14 protein-coding genes and 1 tRNA gene are annotated in these 18040 nt (G+C 67.4%); 2 read left to right on the top strand and 13 right to left on the bottom strand.

Annotated elements, in window-relative coordinates:
* The first annotated feature begins 386 nt into the window (after positions 1–386).
* Entirely contained in the window at positions 387–1721 is a 1335-nt protein-coding gene (gene tgt, locus AB0O71_RS13725; protein ID WP_363746199.1) for a tRNA guanosine(34) transglycosylase Tgt, read from the top strand.
* Between the two features lie 6 nt (positions 1722–1727).
* Here tgt and AB0O71_RS13730 read toward each other — a convergent pair whose 3' ends face one another.
* The 4 genes from AB0O71_RS13730 to AB0O71_RS13745 are packed head-to-tail and all read right to left on the bottom strand — an operon-like array spanning position 1728 to position 6529.
* Positions 1728–2714, bottom strand: a complete 987-nt coding sequence (locus tag AB0O71_RS13730) for an NAD(P)/FAD-dependent oxidoreductase (protein ID WP_363746201.1) — start codon at positions 2712–2714, stop codon at positions 1728–1730.
* A 20-nt stretch (positions 2715–2734) separates the two neighbouring features.
* Positions 2735–4255 carry a glutamate--tRNA ligase gene (gltX, locus tag AB0O71_RS13735; RefSeq protein ID WP_363746203.1) on the bottom strand — a complete coding sequence of 507 codons (1521 nt, stop codon included), beginning with the start codon at positions 4253–4255 and terminating at the stop codon, positions 2735–2737.
* Between the two features lie 10 nt (positions 4256–4265).
* A complete protein-coding gene (locus tag AB0O71_RS13740) occupies positions 4266–5555 on the bottom strand; it encodes an MFS transporter (protein WP_363746205.1) in 1290 nt (429 codons plus the stop codon).
* 8 nt (positions 5556–5563) lie between these two features.
* Positions 5564–6529 carry a LysR substrate-binding domain-containing protein gene (locus tag AB0O71_RS13745; protein WP_363746207.1) on the bottom strand — a complete coding sequence of 322 codons (966 nt, stop codon included), beginning with the start codon at positions 6527–6529 and terminating at the stop codon, positions 5564–5566.
* A gap of 93 nt (positions 6530–6622) precedes the next feature.
* Between AB0O71_RS13745 and AB0O71_RS13750 the strand changes: the two genes are divergently transcribed.
* Positions 6623–7678, top strand: coding sequence for an aminotransferase class V-fold PLP-dependent enzyme (locus AB0O71_RS13750; protein WP_363746209.1), 1056 nt, complete (start codon positions 6623–6625; stop codon positions 7676–7678).
* Positions 7679–7693: 15 nt separating this feature from the next.
* On the opposite strand, the gene rlmN is transcribed toward AB0O71_RS13750, so the two are convergent.
* From rlmN to AB0O71_RS13795, 9 genes are all read right to left on the bottom strand, one after another.
* On the bottom strand, positions 7694–8953 hold the full coding sequence (gene rlmN, locus AB0O71_RS13755; RefSeq protein ID WP_363746276.1) for a 23S rRNA (adenine(2503)-C(2))-methyltransferase RlmN: 1260 nt from the start codon (positions 8951–8953) through the stop codon (positions 7694–7696).
* Positions 8954–9035: 82 nt separating this feature from the next.
* Positions 9036–10136: a YbdK family carboxylate-amine ligase gene (locus AB0O71_RS13760; protein ID WP_363746211.1), complete on the bottom strand. Its 1101-nt coding sequence runs from the start codon at positions 10134–10136 to the stop codon at positions 9036–9038.
* Between the two features lie 55 nt (positions 10137–10191).
* The gene (locus tag AB0O71_RS13765) at positions 10192–10986 is read right to left on the bottom strand and encodes a fumarylacetoacetate hydrolase family protein (RefSeq protein WP_363746213.1); all 795 of its coding nucleotides are present in this window, start codon (positions 10984–10986) and stop codon (positions 10192–10194) included.
* A complete protein-coding gene (locus AB0O71_RS13770) occupies positions 10983–12092 on the bottom strand; it encodes a branched-chain amino acid aminotransferase (RefSeq protein ID WP_363746215.1) in 1110 nt (369 codons plus the stop codon). The genes AB0O71_RS13765 and AB0O71_RS13770 overlap by 4 nt, the downstream gene beginning before the upstream one ends.
* A gap of 32 nt (positions 12093–12124) precedes the next feature.
* Positions 12125–13189 carry a 3-isopropylmalate dehydrogenase gene (locus tag AB0O71_RS13775; RefSeq protein ID WP_363746217.1) on the bottom strand — a complete coding sequence of 355 codons (1065 nt, stop codon included), beginning with the start codon at positions 13187–13189 and terminating at the stop codon, positions 12125–12127.
* Positions 13190–13325: 136 nt separating this feature from the next.
* Positions 13326–13398: transfer RNA gene (locus tag AB0O71_RS13780), tRNA-Glu, on the bottom strand.
* Positions 13399–13563: 165 nt separating this feature from the next.
* Entirely contained in the window at positions 13564–14730 is a 1167-nt protein-coding gene (locus AB0O71_RS13785; protein ID WP_363746278.1) for an AI-2E family transporter, read from the bottom strand.
* Positions 14731–14781: 51 nt separating this feature from the next.
* The gene (gene thrC, locus AB0O71_RS13790; RefSeq protein ID WP_363746219.1) at positions 14782–16212 is read right to left on the bottom strand and encodes a threonine synthase; all 1431 of its coding nucleotides are present in this window, start codon (positions 16210–16212) and stop codon (positions 14782–14784) included.
* A gap of 125 nt (positions 16213–16337) precedes the next feature.
* The gene (locus tag AB0O71_RS13795; protein ID WP_363746221.1) at positions 16338–17822 is read right to left on the bottom strand and encodes a GuaB1 family IMP dehydrogenase-related protein; all 1485 of its coding nucleotides are present in this window, start codon (positions 17820–17822) and stop codon (positions 16338–16340) included.
* Positions 17823–18040 lie beyond the last annotated feature (218 nt).

Raw genomic sequence — 18040 nt, forward strand, 5'->3', positions numbered from 1 at the left:
GGCATATGACAATTTAAGTGCACACTATTGAGTTCTCAAAGACCAGACACCACCCGTCACACCCAACCAAGGGAAGCTCCGAACGGCAACCTGTCTAACTTACCACAAGACTGTGGTGAGAAGCGCATGTAAATGAGCCGGACCGTTTCAGTTCGGCTGCGTCGCGCTGACAAGGGAATACATTACGGCCCCCGCGCCTCGACCAGCAACACCACGCAGCATCCCGGGCGTGTCTCCGCACGAATCCGCCAATTCACCCGCACGACACCACCCCGACACCCTGCGCGCGGCAGGGTCGATCCGTCGCTGCGACGTGCCGAATACACCCATTTTCCCTTCGACGACGCCGATCCCGGGCGCGTCGCGGGAGATGCTTAGATGGACGGGTGAACGAACCCACCGCCTCGTCGGCTCCCCCCTCCCCCGCAGACTTCAGCTTCGAGATCGACCACCAGCTTGCTGCCGGGGGCTCCCTCGGCTCAGACGGCGTCCCGCTCGGCCGCAGTGGAACGATCCGCACCCCGCACGGGGAGATTCAGACGCCCGCCTTCATCCCGGTGGGCACCAAGGCCACCGTGAAGTCACTGCTGCCGGCAACCGTGAGCGAACTCGGCGGGCAGGCGGTACTCGCAAACGCCTATCACCTGTTCCTGCAGCCGGGAAGCGATCTCGTGGATGAGGCGGGGGGCCTCGGTGCGTTCATGAACTGGGACGGCCCGACCTTCACAGACTCCGGCGGCTTCCAGGTGATGTCACTGGGCGTGGGGTTCAAGAAGGTCATCTCCATGGCCGAGTCCGCGCACTCCGGGGCAGAGGTCATCGCGAAGAACAAGGAGCGTCTCGCGCACGTCGACGAGGACGGGGTCACGTTCAAGTCGTTCTTGAACGGCGACAAGCACCGCTTCACGCCGGAGGTCTCCATGCGCATTCAGCATGAACTCGGCGCAGACATCATGTTCGCCTTCGACGAGTGCACCACGCTCCTCAACACGCGGGAGTATCAGGAGGATTCGGTCGAGCGCACCGAGCGCTGGGCGGTGCGCTGCCTCGACGAGCACGCACGGCAGACCACCGCACGTGCGCATCGCCCGTACCAGGCACTCTTCGGCGTGGTGCAGGGAGCGCAATACGAGGATCTGCGTCGGCGAGCGGCGAGCGGTCTCGCGGGGCTCCGCGGGTCAGAAGCCACCGCGCAGGAGTTCGACGGGTTCGGCATCGGCGGCGCACTGGAGAAGCGCGACCTCGGCACCATCGTTGGCTGGGTGTCCGACGAGCTTCCCGACGCAAAGCCGCGGCACTTGCTCGGCATCTCGGAGCCCGACGACCTCTTCGCCGCGATCGCCGCCGGCGCAGACACGTTCGATTGCGTGGCTCCATCCCGCCAGGCGCGCGGCGGTTCGATGTATTCGCCGACCGGCCGCATCAATGCGAAGTCAGCCGGTCAACGACGCAAGTTCGAGCCGCTCGACGCCGAGTGCGATTGCTACACGTGCCAGAACTACACGGCCGCCTACCTGCACCACCTCTTCAAGGCCAAGGAGATGCTCGGCTCGACGCTCGCGACGATTCACAACGAGCGATACATCGTTCGCCTGGTCGACCGCATCCGCGCAAGCATCGTCGACGGCACGTTCGCAGAACTGCGTGACGACGTACTCGGACGCCAGTACGGCGCCGCGTTCGCTCGGGAGGCGGCCGCACGCTCGGCCGCAGTGCGCTGACGCGACCTATTCGTCGACGAGACCGACGCCGAGGGCGCCGCGAATCATGTCGAGGTTCAGCTTCGCCGCGACGCGTGCGCCGTTTCCGGCCGCGATGACCAGCTGCTGCGGCCCGGGAGGCACGATGTCGCCCACGCCGTACACGCCGGTGATCGAGGTCTCCCCCCGCTCATCCACTTCGATCAAGCCCCAGCGATCCCGAGCGATGTCGAGATCGCCCAAGAACTCGACCGGAGCGTGCCAGCGCGGGCGCACGAAGCCGCCGACGCGCGCGATGACCTCGCCGTCGACGAGGCGCACACCGGTCATCTCGGCTCGCTCGCCCACGATATCGTCGATGGGTCGCCGTTCGACGCGGATCCCGATGCGCTCGAGCTGAGCTTGCTGCTCGGGGCGCACAGTATCTGAGCCATTCGTGAAGACGATAAGATCCGAGCTGAAGCGGCTGATGAGCAATGCCCGGGAGAACACGTCGGTCGTCTCCCCGATCAGCGCCAGGGGCTTGTCGGTCTTCTCGAAGCCATCGCACTCGACGCAGCTGTGCAGCGCGGTCCCGTAGTACGCGCGGATCATGGGCAGCGCCGGAAGCTCCTCGGTGAGCCCGGCCGCGATGAGCACGCGGCGGGCCGTGAACTCGACATCGGCAGCTCCGCGGATCCCGGTGCCGCGCACGGTGAACCCAATGCCGTCGGGGAAGCCTGCTGCCCGCGCTTCATCGGCGGTGAGCGGCGTGACCTCTCTCGTAATCGCCTGCGCGTACCGTGCAGAAGGATAGCGCTCGAACTCCTCACGCCCCAGGCGCCGCAGCTCGAGGGGCGAGACCCCGTCACGCGTGAGAAACCCGTGCGACTGCAGCGTCGCTGAGTGCCGCGGGCGGTTGCTATCGAGGATCGCGATGCGCCGATTCGCCCGCACGAGCTGCAGGCCGGCTGACAGCCCGGCCGGGCCACCGCCGATGATCGCGACGCCGATCGGTGCCTCGATGCTCGTCATGTGCTTCCGCGCCTTTCCAGTCAGTCGGTGAGGTGCTGTTCCAGTCGCCGCAGACGGGCGAGCGACTCCTCGCGACCGAGCAGTTCGAACGATTCGAAGAGCGGAGGTGAGACACGGCGGCCAGAGGCAGCTACCCGCAGGGGCCCGAATGCGAGCCGCGGTTTGATGCCGAGCCCCTCGATGAGCGCTGCCTGCAGAGCCTCCTGGATCGGAGCGGTGTGCCAGTCGTCTGTCGGTACGGCCTCGAGGGCGGTGATACCGGCGGCGAGCACCTGCGGTGCATCGCCCTTCAACGAGGCGAGCGCGTCGTCCTCGTAGTGCAGCTGCTCAGAAGTCGTGAACAAGAACCCGAGCATGCCGACAACCTCGGAGAGCACGGTCACCCGGCTCTGCACCAGGGGCACGGCCTGCGCGATCATCGCGAGCTGCTCCTCAGTCGGTTCGATCTGCAATGCGCCGCCCGCGATGAGGTACGGCAGGATCCGCTTACCGAAGTCCTCCTCCGACAGCAGCCGGATGTGGTCGGCGTTGATCGCGTCCGCCTTCTTCTGGTCGAAGCGCGCGGGATTCGGGTTCACGTTCACCACGTCGAACGCAGCGACCATCTCTTCGCTCGAGAACACGTCGCGATCGGGAGCGAGCGACCAGCCGAGCAGCGACAGGTAGTTCAACAGGCCCTCGGGAATGAACCCGCGCGACCGGTGGTGCAGCAGATTCGATTCGGGGTCGCGCTTGGAGAGCTTCTTGTTGCCCTCGCCGAGCACGTAGGGAAGGTGACCGAACTGCGGAATTGCCTGCGCGATGCCGAGCTCGACGAGCGCACGGTGGAGCGCGATCTGGCGCGGGGTGGACGAGAGGAGGTCTTCTCCGCGCAGTACGTGAGTGATTCCCATGAGCGCATCGTCGACCGGATTCACCAGCGTGTAGAGCGGGGCGCCGTTCGGCCGCACCACGACGAAGTCGATCGTCGACCCCGCGGGGAAGGTGATGTCGCCGCGCACCAGGTCGGTGAACGACAGATCGGTATCGGGCACGCGGAAGCGCAGCGCCGGCTCTCGGCCTTCAGCGCGGAAGGCCGCACGCTGCTCGTCACTCAGGTCTCGATCGAAGTTGTCGTACCCGAGCTGCTTCGGCCGGCCGGCTGCGATATTGCGCGCATCGATCTCCTCGGCCGTCGAGAAGCTCTCGTAGAGATAGCCGCCCTCAACCAGCTGGGCGATGATGCCCTGGTAGATCTCGCCGCGCTCCGACTGACGGTACGGGCCGTGCGGGCCACCGGCGTCGATGCCTTCGTCCCAGTCGAGACCGAGCCAGCGAAGTGAGTCGATGATCTGGCTGTAGCTCTCCTCGCTGTCGCGAGCCGCGTCGGTGTCTTCGATGCGGAAGACGAAGGTGCCACCCGTGTGCCGGGCATAGGCCCAGTTGAACAGCGCGGTGCGCACCATGCCGACGTGCGGGGTGCCGGTCGGCGACGGGCAGAAGCGAACGCGAACGTCGGCGCCGGTCGCGGTGGAAAACTGGGGGCTCTCGGTGTGTGACATCACCGTTATTCTAGCGTCGCGCGAGCGCCCGAAGTCGCAGGCTCACGGCGATCCCGAGCACGATGAGTACTCCGGCCACGCTCGACAGCACCGGGAACCCGCCGCTCGCGAACAGCACGCCTGAGACCGCTCCGAATAGGGCGCCTGCGGCGTTCATCGTCGTGTCGGACTGGCCCTGGCGCGCTGGGCGCTGGGCCTCCGGGGTGAGCGAGGTTACCAGGGTCGCCCCCGCCACGGTCACCATGCACCAGCCGAGTCCGAGCAGTACCAGCGAGGTCTGCACGATGAACACCGAATCGCCGCCGATCGCGGTGCCCGCCGCGGCAACTGCGAGTGCGGCGAATCCGGCCAGCACCACGGGGATCGCTCCGAATCTCCCCGCAGCGATACCCGCGAGCGGCGAGAGGGCGTACATGCCCGCGATGTGAATGCTGATCGTGATGCCCACGAGTTCGATGCTGCCGCCGTGGTGGGTGAGGTGCAGCGGAGTCATGGCCATGATCCCCACCATGACCGCGTGGCCCAGTGCGACGAGCGCGATCGCGAGAAACTGCGGTGCGCGGGTGCTTCCCGGCCTGGACTGCGGCACGAGGTCCGTGGGCGCGGAGCCACTCGGCGCGGGATCGCGGAGCGCGGGAGCGGCCGCCGCGATCCGGCGCGCTTCGAGCAGCGGGTCGGGTCGCAGGCCGAACCACACCACCAGACCCGCGCAGAGCTGCGCGAGGATCGTGAACACGAAGATTCCCGAGAGCGCGTGCAAGCCGAGCACGGCGCCGAGCGACTCCCCCGGGCCGATGAGGTTCGGCCCGATGACCGCGCCGATGGTGATCGACCACACGACGAGCGAGAGGTCGCGAGCCCGTTGGGCGGGCTGCGCGAGATCCGTGGCGGCGAAGCGCGCCTGCAGCTGCACGGCTGCGGCAATGCCGAGCACGGCGAGGCCGAGGAAGAGCAGTGCCGGCACTTCAGCCCGTGCGGCTCCGATGACCAGAACGGCGCCGACGACTGCCAGCAGGTTGCCCGACGCGAGCGCCACGCGTCTCCCGTGCCGTGCGGCGAGCCTGGCGAGAGGGAGACCCGCGACCGCCGCGCCCACGGCGTTCATCGTCGAACCGAAGCCCGAGAGTGCGGGGTTTCCCGTGACGTCGGCGATGAGCAGCGCTCCGGCTGATAACGACGCACCCACGCCGAGGCCGCCCAGCACGGTCGCGAGCGCCAGTACGGCGACCGACCGCCGCTGCACCGCGCGTTGCCCATCGCGGGCCCGGATGGCGCGATGGGCGATCTGCGAATGCGGCATCTCTGCTCCTATGCGGCGTGGGCTTGGACTACGGTCTCGAGATGCCACGCAGTTCCGTCGACCGACGCGAGCAGACGCTTCGCGAGCCGCACCTGCGGGCTTTCGTTCGCCGTCGCCATGGATACCAGCCCGATGGTGCGGTAGCGCGGCGGATCGAGCGGCAGGGCGCGAGCGTCGTCAGGCAGGCTTCGCGCCGCAGCGAGCGCGAGACCGGGGACGAGCGCGACGGCGCCGCCTGCGGCTGCCATCGCGAGCATCGCCGGCACATTGTCGGTCTCCTGGATGATGTCTGGCTCGAACCCGGCGTCACCCGCCGCGGCGAGCAAATGACCGCGACACTTCTCGCAACCCGCGATCCAGTGCTCGGTCGAGAAATCGCCGAGTCTCGCCGTCTGCCCGCCCGCGGCCCGCTCGTCCGAAGCGACGAGGTGCACTTCTTCGCGCCACAGCGGCAGGAACGCGCTGCCGGCGGGAAGTTCCGCAGCGCCCTCGTAGTCGAAGATCAGGGCGCAGTCGACCTCTCCGTCGCGCAGCATCGCCGTCGCCGCGGGCGGTTCGGCTTCACGGTACTGGAGCGCGACCTCGGGCGCCTCGATGGCCAGACGGCGCATCAGCATGGGCACCAGCGTGGCGCTGGCGCTCGGGAACCCGACGAGCCGCAGCGTTCCCGCGCGTTCTCCGCGCAGATCGTCGATCGCTGCCAATGCCGCGTCGATCTCGCTGACGACGGTGCGCCCGTGATCGGCGAGGATCTGCCCGGCCGTCGTGAGGCGGATGCCGCGCCCGTTGCGCTCAATGAGCGGTACCGCCAGGCGGGTCTCCACTCGCTTGATGCGCTGACTCACCGCGGGCTGGCTCAGGCCCAGCGTCGCTGCCGCGGCCGTCAGCGAACCGGTTGTCGCGAGAGCGTGCAGTATGCGGAGCTCGGTCGAATCGATCGAGCCGAGGGGATCAGCGGAGCGCATCGAAGTCATGGCAGCAGTGTACACCGAGACATAACGTGAAGCGAGGCAAAACATAAGAATGATTCTGTTTCATTATGCGTGAGGCTCTTCTAGCCTGTGAGCATGCACACGCAGACGATGATCCTCGATATCCAGCGACAGTTTCCGTCCGTGCCGGGCTACCTTTCGGCCTGCACAGCCGGCCTGCCGTCGTTCGCCACGACCGCAGCGCTTCGCGCCTTCGTCGACGAGTGGTCGACCGGCCGTATGGATGCGCGCCGGATCAGTGCGCAGGTCGAGCAGTGCCGCGCGCTCTTCGCGGGGCTTGTCGGCGTCGCAGCGGAACGCGTGGCGGTCGGTACGCAAGCGTCGCAGTTCGCCTCGGTCGTGGCGACGGCCGTGCCCGACGGCGGCGAAGTGCTGTGCGTCGCGGGCGACTTCGCCTCGCTGACACATCCGTTCGAGCAGCTGAGCGCACGCGGAGTGCGGGTGCGGTACGTCGCGCTCGACCGCCTCGCCGACGAGATCACCGCCGCCACATCGCTCGTCGCCTGGTCTCACGTGCAATCGGCATCCGGCGCGGTGTCGAGCGCGGAGCAGATCCGCGCCGCGGCGGAAGGGGCGGGAGCCCTGACCTGCGTCGATCTCACGCAGGCGGTCGGCTGGCTGCCCGTCGACGCCGGCGACTTCGACATCACGATCTGCCACGCGTACAAGTGGCTGGCCGCGCCCCGCGGCTCCGCGTTCATGACGGTGCGCGAGGGGCTCGAATCACGGCTCGTGCCCCTCGCGGCAGGTTGGTGCTCGGCAGATGACCCCTGGTCATCCTGCTACGCGGGGCACACCCCGCTGGCACAGGGCGCCGGGCGCTTCGACCTCTCCCCCGCCTGGCCGGTCATCCCCGGCACCGTTGCCGCGCTCGAGACCATCGCAGGAATCGATCCACTTCTCTCTCACGAGCACGCGCTCGAGCTCGCGAACGCCGCGCGCTCCGGCCTCGACATGGCACCGGGCGACTCCGCCATCGTCACTTGGCCCGACGTGGACGGCACCGACCTCGCGGCTATGACGCGAGCCGGAATCGTCGCCTCGGGCCGCGCGGGCAATGCGCGTGTCGCATTCCACCTGTGGAACACGCACGACGATGTGGCTCAGCTCATCGAGGCCCTCGGGCGCTGAGTCGCGCCGTTCGACTCAACCAGCAGTCGCGAACGCCTCTGCCTCTGCCACATCCTGCTCGGTCGCCACCAGCTGCCCGCAGGCGCCGTCGATCTCCTTACCGCGGGTGTCGCGCAGCGTGGTCGGAATGCCGGCCGCGTTCAGGCGGTCGACGAATTCGCGCGTGACCTCCCGCGTCGACGAGGTCCAGATCGAGCCAGGTGTCGGGTTCAGCGGAATCGGGTTCACGTGCACCCACCCGCGACCGCGCTCGTTGAGCTTGTCGGCGAGCAGATCGGCGCGCCAGCCGTGATCGTTCATGTCCTTGATGAGCGCGTACTCGATCGATACTCGGCGGCCCGTCGTCTCGTAGTAGTGATACGCCGCGTCGAGCACCTCCTCGACCTTCCACCGACTGTTGACCGGGATGAGCTCGTCGCGCAGCTGATCGTCGGGTGCGTGCAACGACAGCGCGAAGGTGATCGGAATGTTCTCGGCTGCGAGCTTGCGAATGGCCGGAGCGAGCCCCACCGTCGAGACGGTGATGCCGCGCGCCGACATTCCGAGGCCCTCGGGTGCTGGAGCGATCATGCGGTGCACGGCGTTCATCACGCGCTTGTAGTTCGCGAGAGGCTCGCCCATTCCCATGAAGACGATGTTGTTCACGCGCTCCGGCTCAGCACCGTTGCCCACCCGTCGCGCTCCGCCCAGGCCGCCCTCGGCGATCACGCGATTCGCCTGCACGATCTGGTCGAGGATCTCGGCCGTCGACATGTTGCGCGTGAGGCCGGCCTGGCCCGTCGCGCAGAAGGGACAGTTCATGCCGCACCCGCACTGGCTCGAGACGCACAGCGTGATACGACCGGGGTACCGCATAAGCACGGACTCGACCAGCGCACCGTCGAAGAGCCGCCACAAGAACTTGATCGTGTCGCCATCGTCGGTGACGAGTCGCTTCACCTCGGTGAGCAGCGGCGGGAAGAACGCGGCCGCGAGCTCCTCGCGGCGATCCTTCGGGAGGTCCGTCATCTGCTCTGGATCGGTCGTGCGGTGCTCGAAATAGTGCTTCGACAGCTGCTTCGCACGGAACTTGGGCACGCCCAGCTCGGCAACCTTCGCCTCGCGCTCCTCGAGGGTGAGGTCGGCGAGGTGCGTTGCGGGCTGCTTCACGCGCGGCGACGCGAACTGCAGCGTGGGGCGACCATCGGGATCTGCGATCTGCTTCCAGCCCTCGGCCTTGGGGCGCACCTGCGGCCGCGCCGCAGCGTCGGCTGAACGGGGCCGGGTCTTGCGCAGCGGCGTGCTCTCAGGAGCGCGGTCATGGTTGAGCTTGTTGGGATCCACACCTCCATTGTCGCAGGTCGCCAGCGCTGCCCGGCTATGGCGCTCGATGCCCGGCCCGGTAGAGCTCGAGCAAGCTCGTGATGCCTCCCGCTCGCCACCGATCGAGTTGTTGCTGCGCGGCCCCGCCATTGCTGCGGCGGCGCTCGACGAAGTCTCGCACCGTGTCGAGATCGTCGGCCTGCGCGAGCTCGTCGCTCACGTGCTCGATGAGCGCATCGATCACGGCGAAGGCCGGCCTCGGATCCCCCGTGCGAGGATCGACGAGCACCGAGTCGAGGCCGTTGCGCGCGGCGACCCAGTGCGCCCCGCGCACGACGTCGCGGTGCCACTCGGGCCGTTCGATTCCCGAGGCGTCGTCGCGCAGCGCCCGCGCCGTCAGTGCGCGGAAGAGCAGGCCGTAGGCGACGGCATCGCGCGCGTCGAGCTGCGCGTCGGCGAGGCGCGCCTCGATAGTCGGATACTTCTCGGAGAGTCGGATCGACCAGTTCACCAGTCCGCCGTCGAGCAACGCGCCCGAACGCACCAGATCGGCGACGACGCTGTCGTACTCGGCGACGTTCTCGAACCGCGGCGGATACCCCGCTGTGGCCCACTGCTGCATCGACATGTACCGCCAATCGGCGTACCCGGTTTCCTCCCCCAGCCACAGCGGAGAGTTCGCCGTCAACGCCACGAGGGCGGGCGACCACGGCGCGATGCGCGCAATGGCATCGACGCCGGCCTCCCGAGACGGCACCTCGACATGCACGTGGGTGCCCGTCGAGTAGTACCGCGTCACCATGCCGCGCATCGCCTGCTCGATGTCGGCGTACCGCTGTTTCGCAACGCGGTTACCCAACTGGTCGCCGCCGAGCGGCGGAAGGCCGGTGCCGGCGACCACTACCCCGAGATCATCCGCCGCCTCGGCCGCCGAGAAGCGGAACGCCGTCAGGGCGTCGAAGGCCTCACCTGCGCGCACGCAGATGGGCGTCGCAGTCTCCAGTTGACTGTGGAAGAACTCGTGTTCGGCGAGATGCTCGGGAATCGCGGCGATGATGTCGTCGACGCGATCGCAGGGCAGACCCGTCTGCGCATCGAGCAGCAAATACTCTTCCTCGATACCGAATCGCGGCGGCGCGGAGAGAGATTCGGCCATGTCAGCACCTGCTCCTTCGTCGGGGGATCCCAGTGTGTCACAGCCCTCGGCCGCGTCAGACGACGCGGTTGCGGAGGATCCCGATGCCCTCGATCTCGACCTCGACGACATCGCCTGCTTCGAGCCGCCCCACGCCAGCCGGCGTGCCGGTGAGGATGACGTCCCCGGGCAGCAGCGTGAAGGCCTCCGAAGCGTACGAGACGATGCGCGCAAGCGAGTGGATGAGCTGAGCGGTGCTCCCGTCTTGGCGCACCTCTCCGTTCACCCGCGTCACGACGCGCGCGTCGCTGAGATCAGGATCGGTCTCGATCACTGGGCCGAGCGGGCAGAAGGTGTCGAACCCCTTGCCACGTGCCCACTGCCCGTCCTTGATCTGCACGTCGCGGGCGGTGACGTCGTTCGCGCAGGTGAATCCGAAGACGTACTTCAGCGCTTCGTCCTCGGGAACGTTCTTGGCGAGCGCTCCGATGACGAGCGCGAGCTCGCCCTCGTGCTCCACGCGGTCGGAGACCGGGGGCCGCACGATCGCGTCACCCGGCCCGATGATCGACGTGTTCGGCTTCAAAAAGAGCAGCGGTTCTGCAGGCGCGCCGCCGTCGATACCGGTGACGCTCTGCATCTCGGCGACATGGTCGGCGTAGTTCTTGCCCACGCAGACGATCTTCGACCGTGGAATGACGGGTGCGAGCAACTGCACGTCGGTGAACGCGAAACGGCGCCCGGTCGTCGCGTACCCCGCGACCATGGGATCACCGGTGAGTTCGACGAGCTCGATGTCTGCTCCGGCCTCAGCCTGATCGAGCACGCCGAAGGCGATCTCGCCGTCGACCTGGAAACGTGCGACCTTCATCGTGCCACCTCCACCGGCGCCGGAACGACCACGTGCAACCAGCCGTGACGATCCTCACCGGCACCGAACTGGATGCCGGTGAGCTCCTCGCGCAGCGACATCGTGAGCGCCCCGGGAGCGCGGTCGCCGAAGTCGATCTCGAGATCCGCTCCCTTGAGCCGCTGAATCGGTGTGATCACCGCAGCCGTGCCGCACGCGAAGGCCTCGGTGACGGTGCCTTGAGCGACGCCCTCGCGCCACTCCGATACCGTCACCTCCCGCTCCTCGACCGCGTGCCCGCGATCCTTCGCCAGCTGGATCAGACTGCGCCGAGTGATGCCGTCGAGGATGTTGCCGTTCAGCTGCGGCGTGACGAGCGTGCCGTCGGAACGCACGAGAAAGAGGTTCATGCCGCCGAGCTCATCGATCGTGTCGTCGGTCGCAGAGTCGGTGAAGAGCACCTGCTGGCACCCGTTCTCGGCCGCCACCTGCTGCGGCAGCAATGAGGCGGCGTAGTTGCCGCCGCATTTCGCCGCTCCGGTGCCGCCGCGACCGGCACGGGAGTGCTCCTCGGAGAGCCAGATCGAGACGGGCTTCACCCCACCGGTGAAGTACGGCCCGGCCGGGCTGGCGATGATGAGGAAGCGCGCCCGCTCAGCAGCGCGCACCCCCAGAAAGCTCTCGTCGGCGATCAGGAAGGGCCGCAGGTACAAGCTCTGATCATCACCGCTCGGCACCCACTCGGCGTCAACCGTGACGAGCTCGCCGATCGCGGCGACGAAGAGGTCCTCGGGAATCTCGGGCAGGGCGAGGCGTCGCGCGGATTCGTTGAGGCGACGGGCGTTCGCGTCGGGGCGGAACGTCACGACCGAGCCGTCCGAGCGGCGGTACGCCTTCAGCCCTTCGAAGATCTCCTGCCCGTAGTGCAGCACGGACGACGCCGGATCCATGGGGATGGGGCCGTAGGGAAGCACTTCGGCGTCGTGCCAGCCCGCATCCTTCGTCCAGACGATGGAGATCATGTGGTCGGTGAAGTGGTTGCCGAACCCGGGATCGCGCAGAATCGCGTCGCGTTCGTTCGCCGAGAGGCGCTTCGCTTCGGTGTGGGTGAACTGCAGATCAGTCATCAGAATTCTCTCTCGCGTCGGTGATTGCGCGGTCAGGCCCCGCGCTGCGCCAGCTGCGCGATCACGGCGTCGCCGATCTCATGCGTGCCGCGCGCTGCGGTTCCACGGGAGGTGAGGTCGGCCTGAACGGCCGCGCGAAGGCGGTCGCCGTCGGAGACGAGCCCCAGGTGATCGAGCATGAGACCTGCGGAGAGGATCGCCGCGGTCGGGTCTGCAAGCTGCTTCCCGGCGATGTCGGGAGCGGAGCCGTGCACCGGCTCGAACATGCTCGGGAACGTGCCGTCGGGATTGATGTTGCCGGAGGCTGCGAGGCCGATGCCGCCGCCGATCGCGCCGGCCAGATCGGTGAGGATGTCGCCGAACAGGTTGTCGGTGACGATCACATCGAAACGCGACGGATCTTGCACCATGAAAATGGTGGCGGCGTCGACGTGCATGTAGTCGACGGCGACCTCGGGGTACTCGGCCGCAACCGTCTGCACGATGCGCTGCCAGGTGGCGCCCGCGTGCACGAGCACGTTCGTCTTGTGCACCCAGGTGAGCTTCTTCCGCGGCCGGGTGAGCGCCGTCTCGAACGCGTACCGCACCACCCGCTCGATGCCGAACGCGGTGTTCACGGAGACCTCCGTGGCGACCTCGCCGTGCGTTCCGGGGCGCAACAGGCCGCCGTTGCCCGCGTAGGGACCCTCGGTGCCCTCGCGCACGACGACGAAGTCGACCTCCCCGGGGTCGGCGAGCTTCGACACGACACCGGGGAACAGCGTGCACGGGCGCACGTTGGCGTAGTGCTCGAAATCGAAGCGAAGCTTGAGCAGCAGGCCACGCTCGATGTTCGCGTCTTTCAGACGGGCATCACCCGGCACGCCGCCGACCGCACCGAACAAGATCACATCGTGCTCGGCGATCGCCGCCTGCTCGGCTTGCGGCAGCGTCTCGCCAGTGGCGAGAAAGCGCTCGGCGCCGAGGGCGAACTCCGTACGGGCAAACACCACGTCGCCACCCTCGAGCACCGCATCGAGCACGCGATTCGCCTGCTCGATGACCTCGGGTCCGATCCCGTCACCCGGAATGACTGCGAGCTTGATGGTACGAGTCACGTGACGCTCCTTCGTGTGCTGGACAACCCTTCCAGCATACTGCCGCTGTTCTGCGTCGCATCCCGCGCGGGCATCGCGCGGAAATCAGCCCACAACGCACAGAAGCCCCACCCGAAGGTGAGGCTTCTGCATTCGGTGACCCCAGCGGGATTCGAACCCGCGTTACCGCCGTGAGAGGGCAGCGTACTAGGCCGCTATACGATGGGGCCGAATGCGTGTACCGGCTTCCCGGGCTTCCCCGGCCGCGCTGGCAACTCATATATATAAACACATCCCGGCGCTGCAAGCCAAATCGGGCCGCCCCGCCCGGGTGTGTCTCGCGTGATTCCGGGCCGAGAGGCGAGATCACGCGAGACCATCGCGGTCGTTGCGGATCAGAAATCCGCCGTACGGTGCGGGCGAGCCCACTTCGCCGGAGTGTCTGCGCCGTCCCACACCTTGATGACACCCCAGGCAACCGCAGCGATCGGCACGGCGAGAATCGCGCCGAGGATGCCGCTCAGCACCGTGCCGATGGTCAACGCGAGGAGAATGACGAGCGAGTGCAGCTTGAGAGCGCGGCCCATGAGCACCGGTTGCAAGAAGTTGCCCTCGAGCTGATTGACGAGGATCACGACGCCGACGACGATGAGCGCGTTGACCAGCCCGTTCGACACGAGCGCCACGAGTGCGGCGAGAATGCCAGCAACGGTGGCGCCGACGATCGGGATGAACGCGAGCACGAAGACCAGCACTGCGAGCGGCAGGGCGAGCGGGACCTGCAAGATGACGAGCCCGATTCCAATGCCGAGCGCGTCGACAGCTGCGACACCGGCGGTACCCCGAACGTATGAACCGAGCGTGGCGACCGTTTTGGCACCGGCGCGCTCAGCGCGGCGCAGCGACTCGCCCTGGAAGGGGCGCAGCATGAAGCGCCAGATGCTCGGGCCGTCTTTCAGGAAGAAGAACAGCACGACGACCATGAGTACGAGGCCCGTGATGAAGCTCGTCAGCGCTCCGACTCCGGCCAGCGCTCCTGAACCGAACTGAGCGCTCGTGATGAAGTCGAGAGCCTGGTCGCCCCACTCGTGCAGCTGGGAATCGTCGGGCATGAATGGCAGCGAACGCGACCACTCGACGACCTGCGCAAACCCGTCCTGCGCCTGCGATGACAGGTCATCCCACTGATCGCGAACGGCCCAGACGATCAGCCACCCGATCCCCGACAGCAGCACGACGATCCCGAGGAGCACGATCACGGCCGAAAGCGCAGACGGCACGTGATGCCGGCGCAACCAATTCGTCACGGGTGCGAAGGTGCTCGCGAAGATGAGGGCGAGCAGGATCGGGATCACGACCGTGGTGAGCGAGCGCATTCCCCAGATGATCGCCGCAGTCAGGATCAGTACGATGATCACCTGCAGCGACCGGGTCGCCATCAGCCCGAATCCGTCACTCCACGCCGAGCGCACGTTTCTCGGCCCTGCCGACCGTCGGTCGATGCCGAGCTCCATCCGCGTGAGACGTTCATCGATCTCGCGCTTCGCGCCCCATCCGAACATTCGCACTCCCCTATCGTTCGATCAATTTCGTCGGGCCAGCACCGCGGCCGATCACCGATGCACGGCGCGCGCGGCGATGAACGCGCGCAGTTCAGCCGCATCATCGGTCATCTCGGTGACGCGCTGCACACGCTCGAGGAGACCCGCGAGGTGCTCAGGAATGCCCAGCTGCACGCCGGTCGCTTCGAACACGATGTCCGGGAACTTCTCCGGCTTCGCGGTCTCGAGCACCAGCATCGGGACGCCGGGCTCGAGGTACTCCCGTGCGACTTTCACTCCGTCGGCGGTGTGCGGATCGATGAGGATGCCGCTGCCCTCGTGCACCGAGCGGATGGTCGCGACGCGATCCTCGTGTGTGCTGGATCCGCTGCGCAGACCGTACTCAGCCTCGAACCGCACGAGCTCGGCGGTGAGATCGATCCGACCGGTCTCGTCGAGTTCGCGCCACGCGGCACTCAGCCGTTCGGGATCACGCCCGACGAGATCGAAGACGAAGCGTTCGAGGTTCGACGCCTTCGAGATGTCCATCGACGGGCTCGAGGTGGCATGCGTCTCCGCCGCGCTCCGAGGCGCGTAGACACCGGTGCGGAAGAAGTGATCGAGCACATTGTTCTCGTTCGCAGCCAGCACCAGCTTGCGCAGGGGCAGCCCCATCGTCTTCGCGAGATGCCCCGAGAGGATGTTGCCGAAGTTGCCCGAGGGCACGGTCACCGACACTTCGTACCCAGCGCGTTCGGCGACCGGAACGGAATCGCTCGCCCGAAGCCACGCCCAGAAGTAGTACACGAGCTGAGCCGTGATACGGCCCAGGTTGATCGAGTTCACGGTTCCGAGGTGATGCGCGCGCTTGAACTCGAGATCGCTGGAGAGCGCCTTCACGAGGTTCTGACAGTCGTCGAAGACCCCTTCGACCGCGATGTTGTGGATGTTGTCGTCTTCGAGCGAATACATCTGCGCGCGCTGGAAGGCGCTCATGCGCCCCTGCGGGGAGAGCATGAATACCGCGATGCCGTCTTTGCCGCGCAACGCGTACTCTGCAGCAGAGCCTGTGTCGCCCGAGGTGGCCCCCAGAATATTGAGCGCGCGATCGCTACGGGCGAGCACGTACTCGAGAGACTGCCCGAGGAACTGCATCGCAATGTCCTTGAATGCGAGCGTGGGGCCTTCCGAGAGACCGACGAGCGTGATCTCGTCGTCGATTGGCGTGAGCGGAATGACCTCTGGGGCGACGAAGAGGTCGGAGCTGTACGCGTCCCGGCACATGCGATCGAGATCTTCGCGGGGAATGTCCGTCGCGAAACGGCTTAGCAACTCTGCGGCGAGCTCGGGATAGCTGAGCGAGCGCCACGATTCGATCTCGTCGGCCGTCACCTGCGGCAGCGTCTCCGGCACGACGAGTCCGCCATCGGTCGCAAGCCCTTCGAGCAGGATCGCACTGTAGGGGGCCGGCTCCATGCCGCCGCGGGTCGAGATGTACTTCACCGATGCTCCTTACGGTCGTAGGTGCCCCAGTCTATTCGGGTCGCACGCTTCACCTGCAGGGGCTGGCGGATCGAGGGCGAATCACTCAGGGCGCCGCGCAGTGGCGGACCGCTGCGCGCGATCCGCTACCAGGAGACGGGCAGCGCCTTGCCCTCCTCGTAGCCCGCGGCCGACTGCAGCCCGACTCGCGCACGGGCGTGGAACTCCGGAACACTGCTCGCACCCGCGTAGGTGAAGGACGACCGCACGCCAGAGGTGATCATGTCGATCAGGTCTTCGACCCCCGGCCGTTGCGGGTCGAGATAGATCTTCGACGAAGAGATGCCCTCCGCGAAGAGTTCCTTCCGTGCGAGTTCGAATGCGTCGAGCCCTCCGAATCGACCCTGAACCGCTTTCGTGGAGGCCATGCCCCAGGATTCCTTGTACTGACGCCCGTCAGCATCTGCCAGGAGCTCCCCAGGCGATTCCGTGGTGCCCGCGAACCAGGAGCCGATCATCACCGACGACGCGCCTGCCGCGAGAGCGAGCGCGACATCGCGCGGGTACCGCACACCGCCATCAGCCCACACGTGGGCGCCGAACTCCCTCGCCGCTTGGGCCGTCTCGAGCACGGCGGAGAACTGCGGCCGCCCCACAGCGGTCATCATGCGCGTCGTGCACATGGCACCGGGCCCGACGCCGACCTTCAGAATCGATGCGCCAGCAGCGATGAGATCCTGAGCACCCTCAGCCGTGACGATGTTCCCCGCGACGATCGGCAGGCCCAGGTCGAGACCGGCTATGGCGTCGAGGGCGCGCAGCATGCCGCCCTGGTGGCCATGGGCCGTGTCGACGACGAGCACGTCGGCTCCCGCTTCGGCGAGTGCGCGCGCCTTCGCCGCGACGTCGCCGTTGATGCCGACGGCCGCCGCCACCGCGAGTCTCCCCTGCGCGTCGAGGGCCGGCCCGTAAATCGATGCGCGCAGGGCGGACCGGCGTGAGAGGGTGCCGAGGAGCATGCCGTCTCGCGCGATGCAGACGGCGTCAGAGGAGCCCCCGGGATTGGCCATCAGGGCGGCGTCGACCGCGTCGAAGGCCGCGCGCGCGTCACCGAGATCAGCTTCCTGGAGCACCACGGTCTGCGCGTGAAGCAGGTCGCCCAGGCGTGCGTCATGCGGCACGGATGCCAGGCGCTGAGCCCCGAGCGTGCCGCGGACAGCGTTGATCGGCACCGGCGAGTCCGCTCCATCGGCATCCGCGATCACGACGAGCTGCCCCTCGGCCCGCGGAATCCAGCGGAGCGCGTCCGCGGCAGTGGCATCGGGTGGCAGCACGATCGGCGCATCGACGGCCACCGGTTCATGCTTCACCCGACGGATCGCCTGGACGGTGGCCTCGTGGGAGAGATCCTGGGGCAGCACCGCGAGCCCCCCTCGGCGTGCAAGCACCGCGGCGAGGCGCGGGCCGGTCACTGAATTCATGTTGGCAGCGACCAGCGGAATCGTCGCAGGAGTGCCGTCGTCGGGCGCGAGGCCGACGTCGAGTCGGCTGCGCACCTCCGAGTGCCGCGGCACCAGGAAGACATCGGAATACGTGAGGTCGACAGTGGGCATCGCGCCGAGGAATTCCATGGTGTCCACGCTAAGCCATCCACCCGCGTTCGCGCTGGCCGCTCACGCTGGCCGCTCACGCTGCAAACGCATAGAGAAATCGCCCAGAGTGCGCAGTTCGCCCATAAGATGGTGTGGTGCGACGGGGACCCGTGTCGCACCACCGGGGTTCGCACCCGCCGTTCGGCGCCGCGAATCGGCCCGGGGAAGCCGAACCAGCTGAAGGAGCCGTACCGCTC

It is taken from the genome of Leucobacter sp. NPDC077196 (assembly GCF_040687075.1).
In the GTDB taxonomy this organism is placed as follows: Bacteria; Actinomycetota; Actinomycetes; order Actinomycetales; family Microbacteriaceae; genus Leucobacter.

What these genes read in the sequence shown, in the direction of transcription:
- AB0O71_RS13765 (WP_363746213.1), bottom strand. Translation starts at nt 10,986, where the DNA reads ATGAAGGTCGCACGTTTCCAGGTCGACGGCGAGATCGCCTTCGGCGTG.
- AB0O71_RS13745 (WP_363746207.1), bottom strand. Translation starts at nt 6,529, where the DNA reads ATGACTTCGATGCGCTCCGCTGATCCCCTCGGCTCGATCGATTCGACC.
- AB0O71_RS13770 (WP_363746215.1), bottom strand. Translation starts at nt 12,092, where the DNA reads ATGACTGATCTGCAGTTCACCCACACCGAAGCGAAGCGCCTCTCGGCG.
- AB0O71_RS13730 (WP_363746201.1), bottom strand. Translation starts at nt 2,714, where the DNA reads ATGACGAGCATCGAGGCACCGATCGGCGTCGCGATCATCGGCGGTGGC.
- AB0O71_RS13760 (WP_363746211.1), bottom strand. Translation starts at nt 10,136, where the DNA reads ATGGCCGAATCTCTCTCCGCGCCGCCGCGATTCGGTATCGAGGAAGAG.
- AB0O71_RS13795 (WP_363746221.1), bottom strand. Translation starts at nt 17,822, where the DNA reads ATGGAATTCCTCGGCGCGATGCCCACTGTCGACCTCACGTATTCCGAT.
- AB0O71_RS13750 (WP_363746209.1), top strand. Translation starts at nt 6,623, where the DNA reads ATGCACACGCAGACGATGATCCTCGATATCCAGCGACAGTTTCCGTCC.
- AB0O71_RS13785 (WP_363746278.1), bottom strand. Translation starts at nt 14,730, where the DNA reads ATGTTCGGATGGGGCGCGAAGCGCGAGATCGATGAACGTCTCACGCGG.
- gltX (WP_363746203.1), bottom strand. Translation starts at nt 4,255, where the DNA reads ATGTCACACACCGAGAGCCCCCAGTTTTCCACCGCGACCGGCGCCGAC.
- AB0O71_RS13740 (WP_363746205.1), bottom strand. Translation starts at nt 5,555, where the DNA reads ATGCCGCATTCGCAGATCGCCCATCGCGCCATCCGGGCCCGCGATGGG.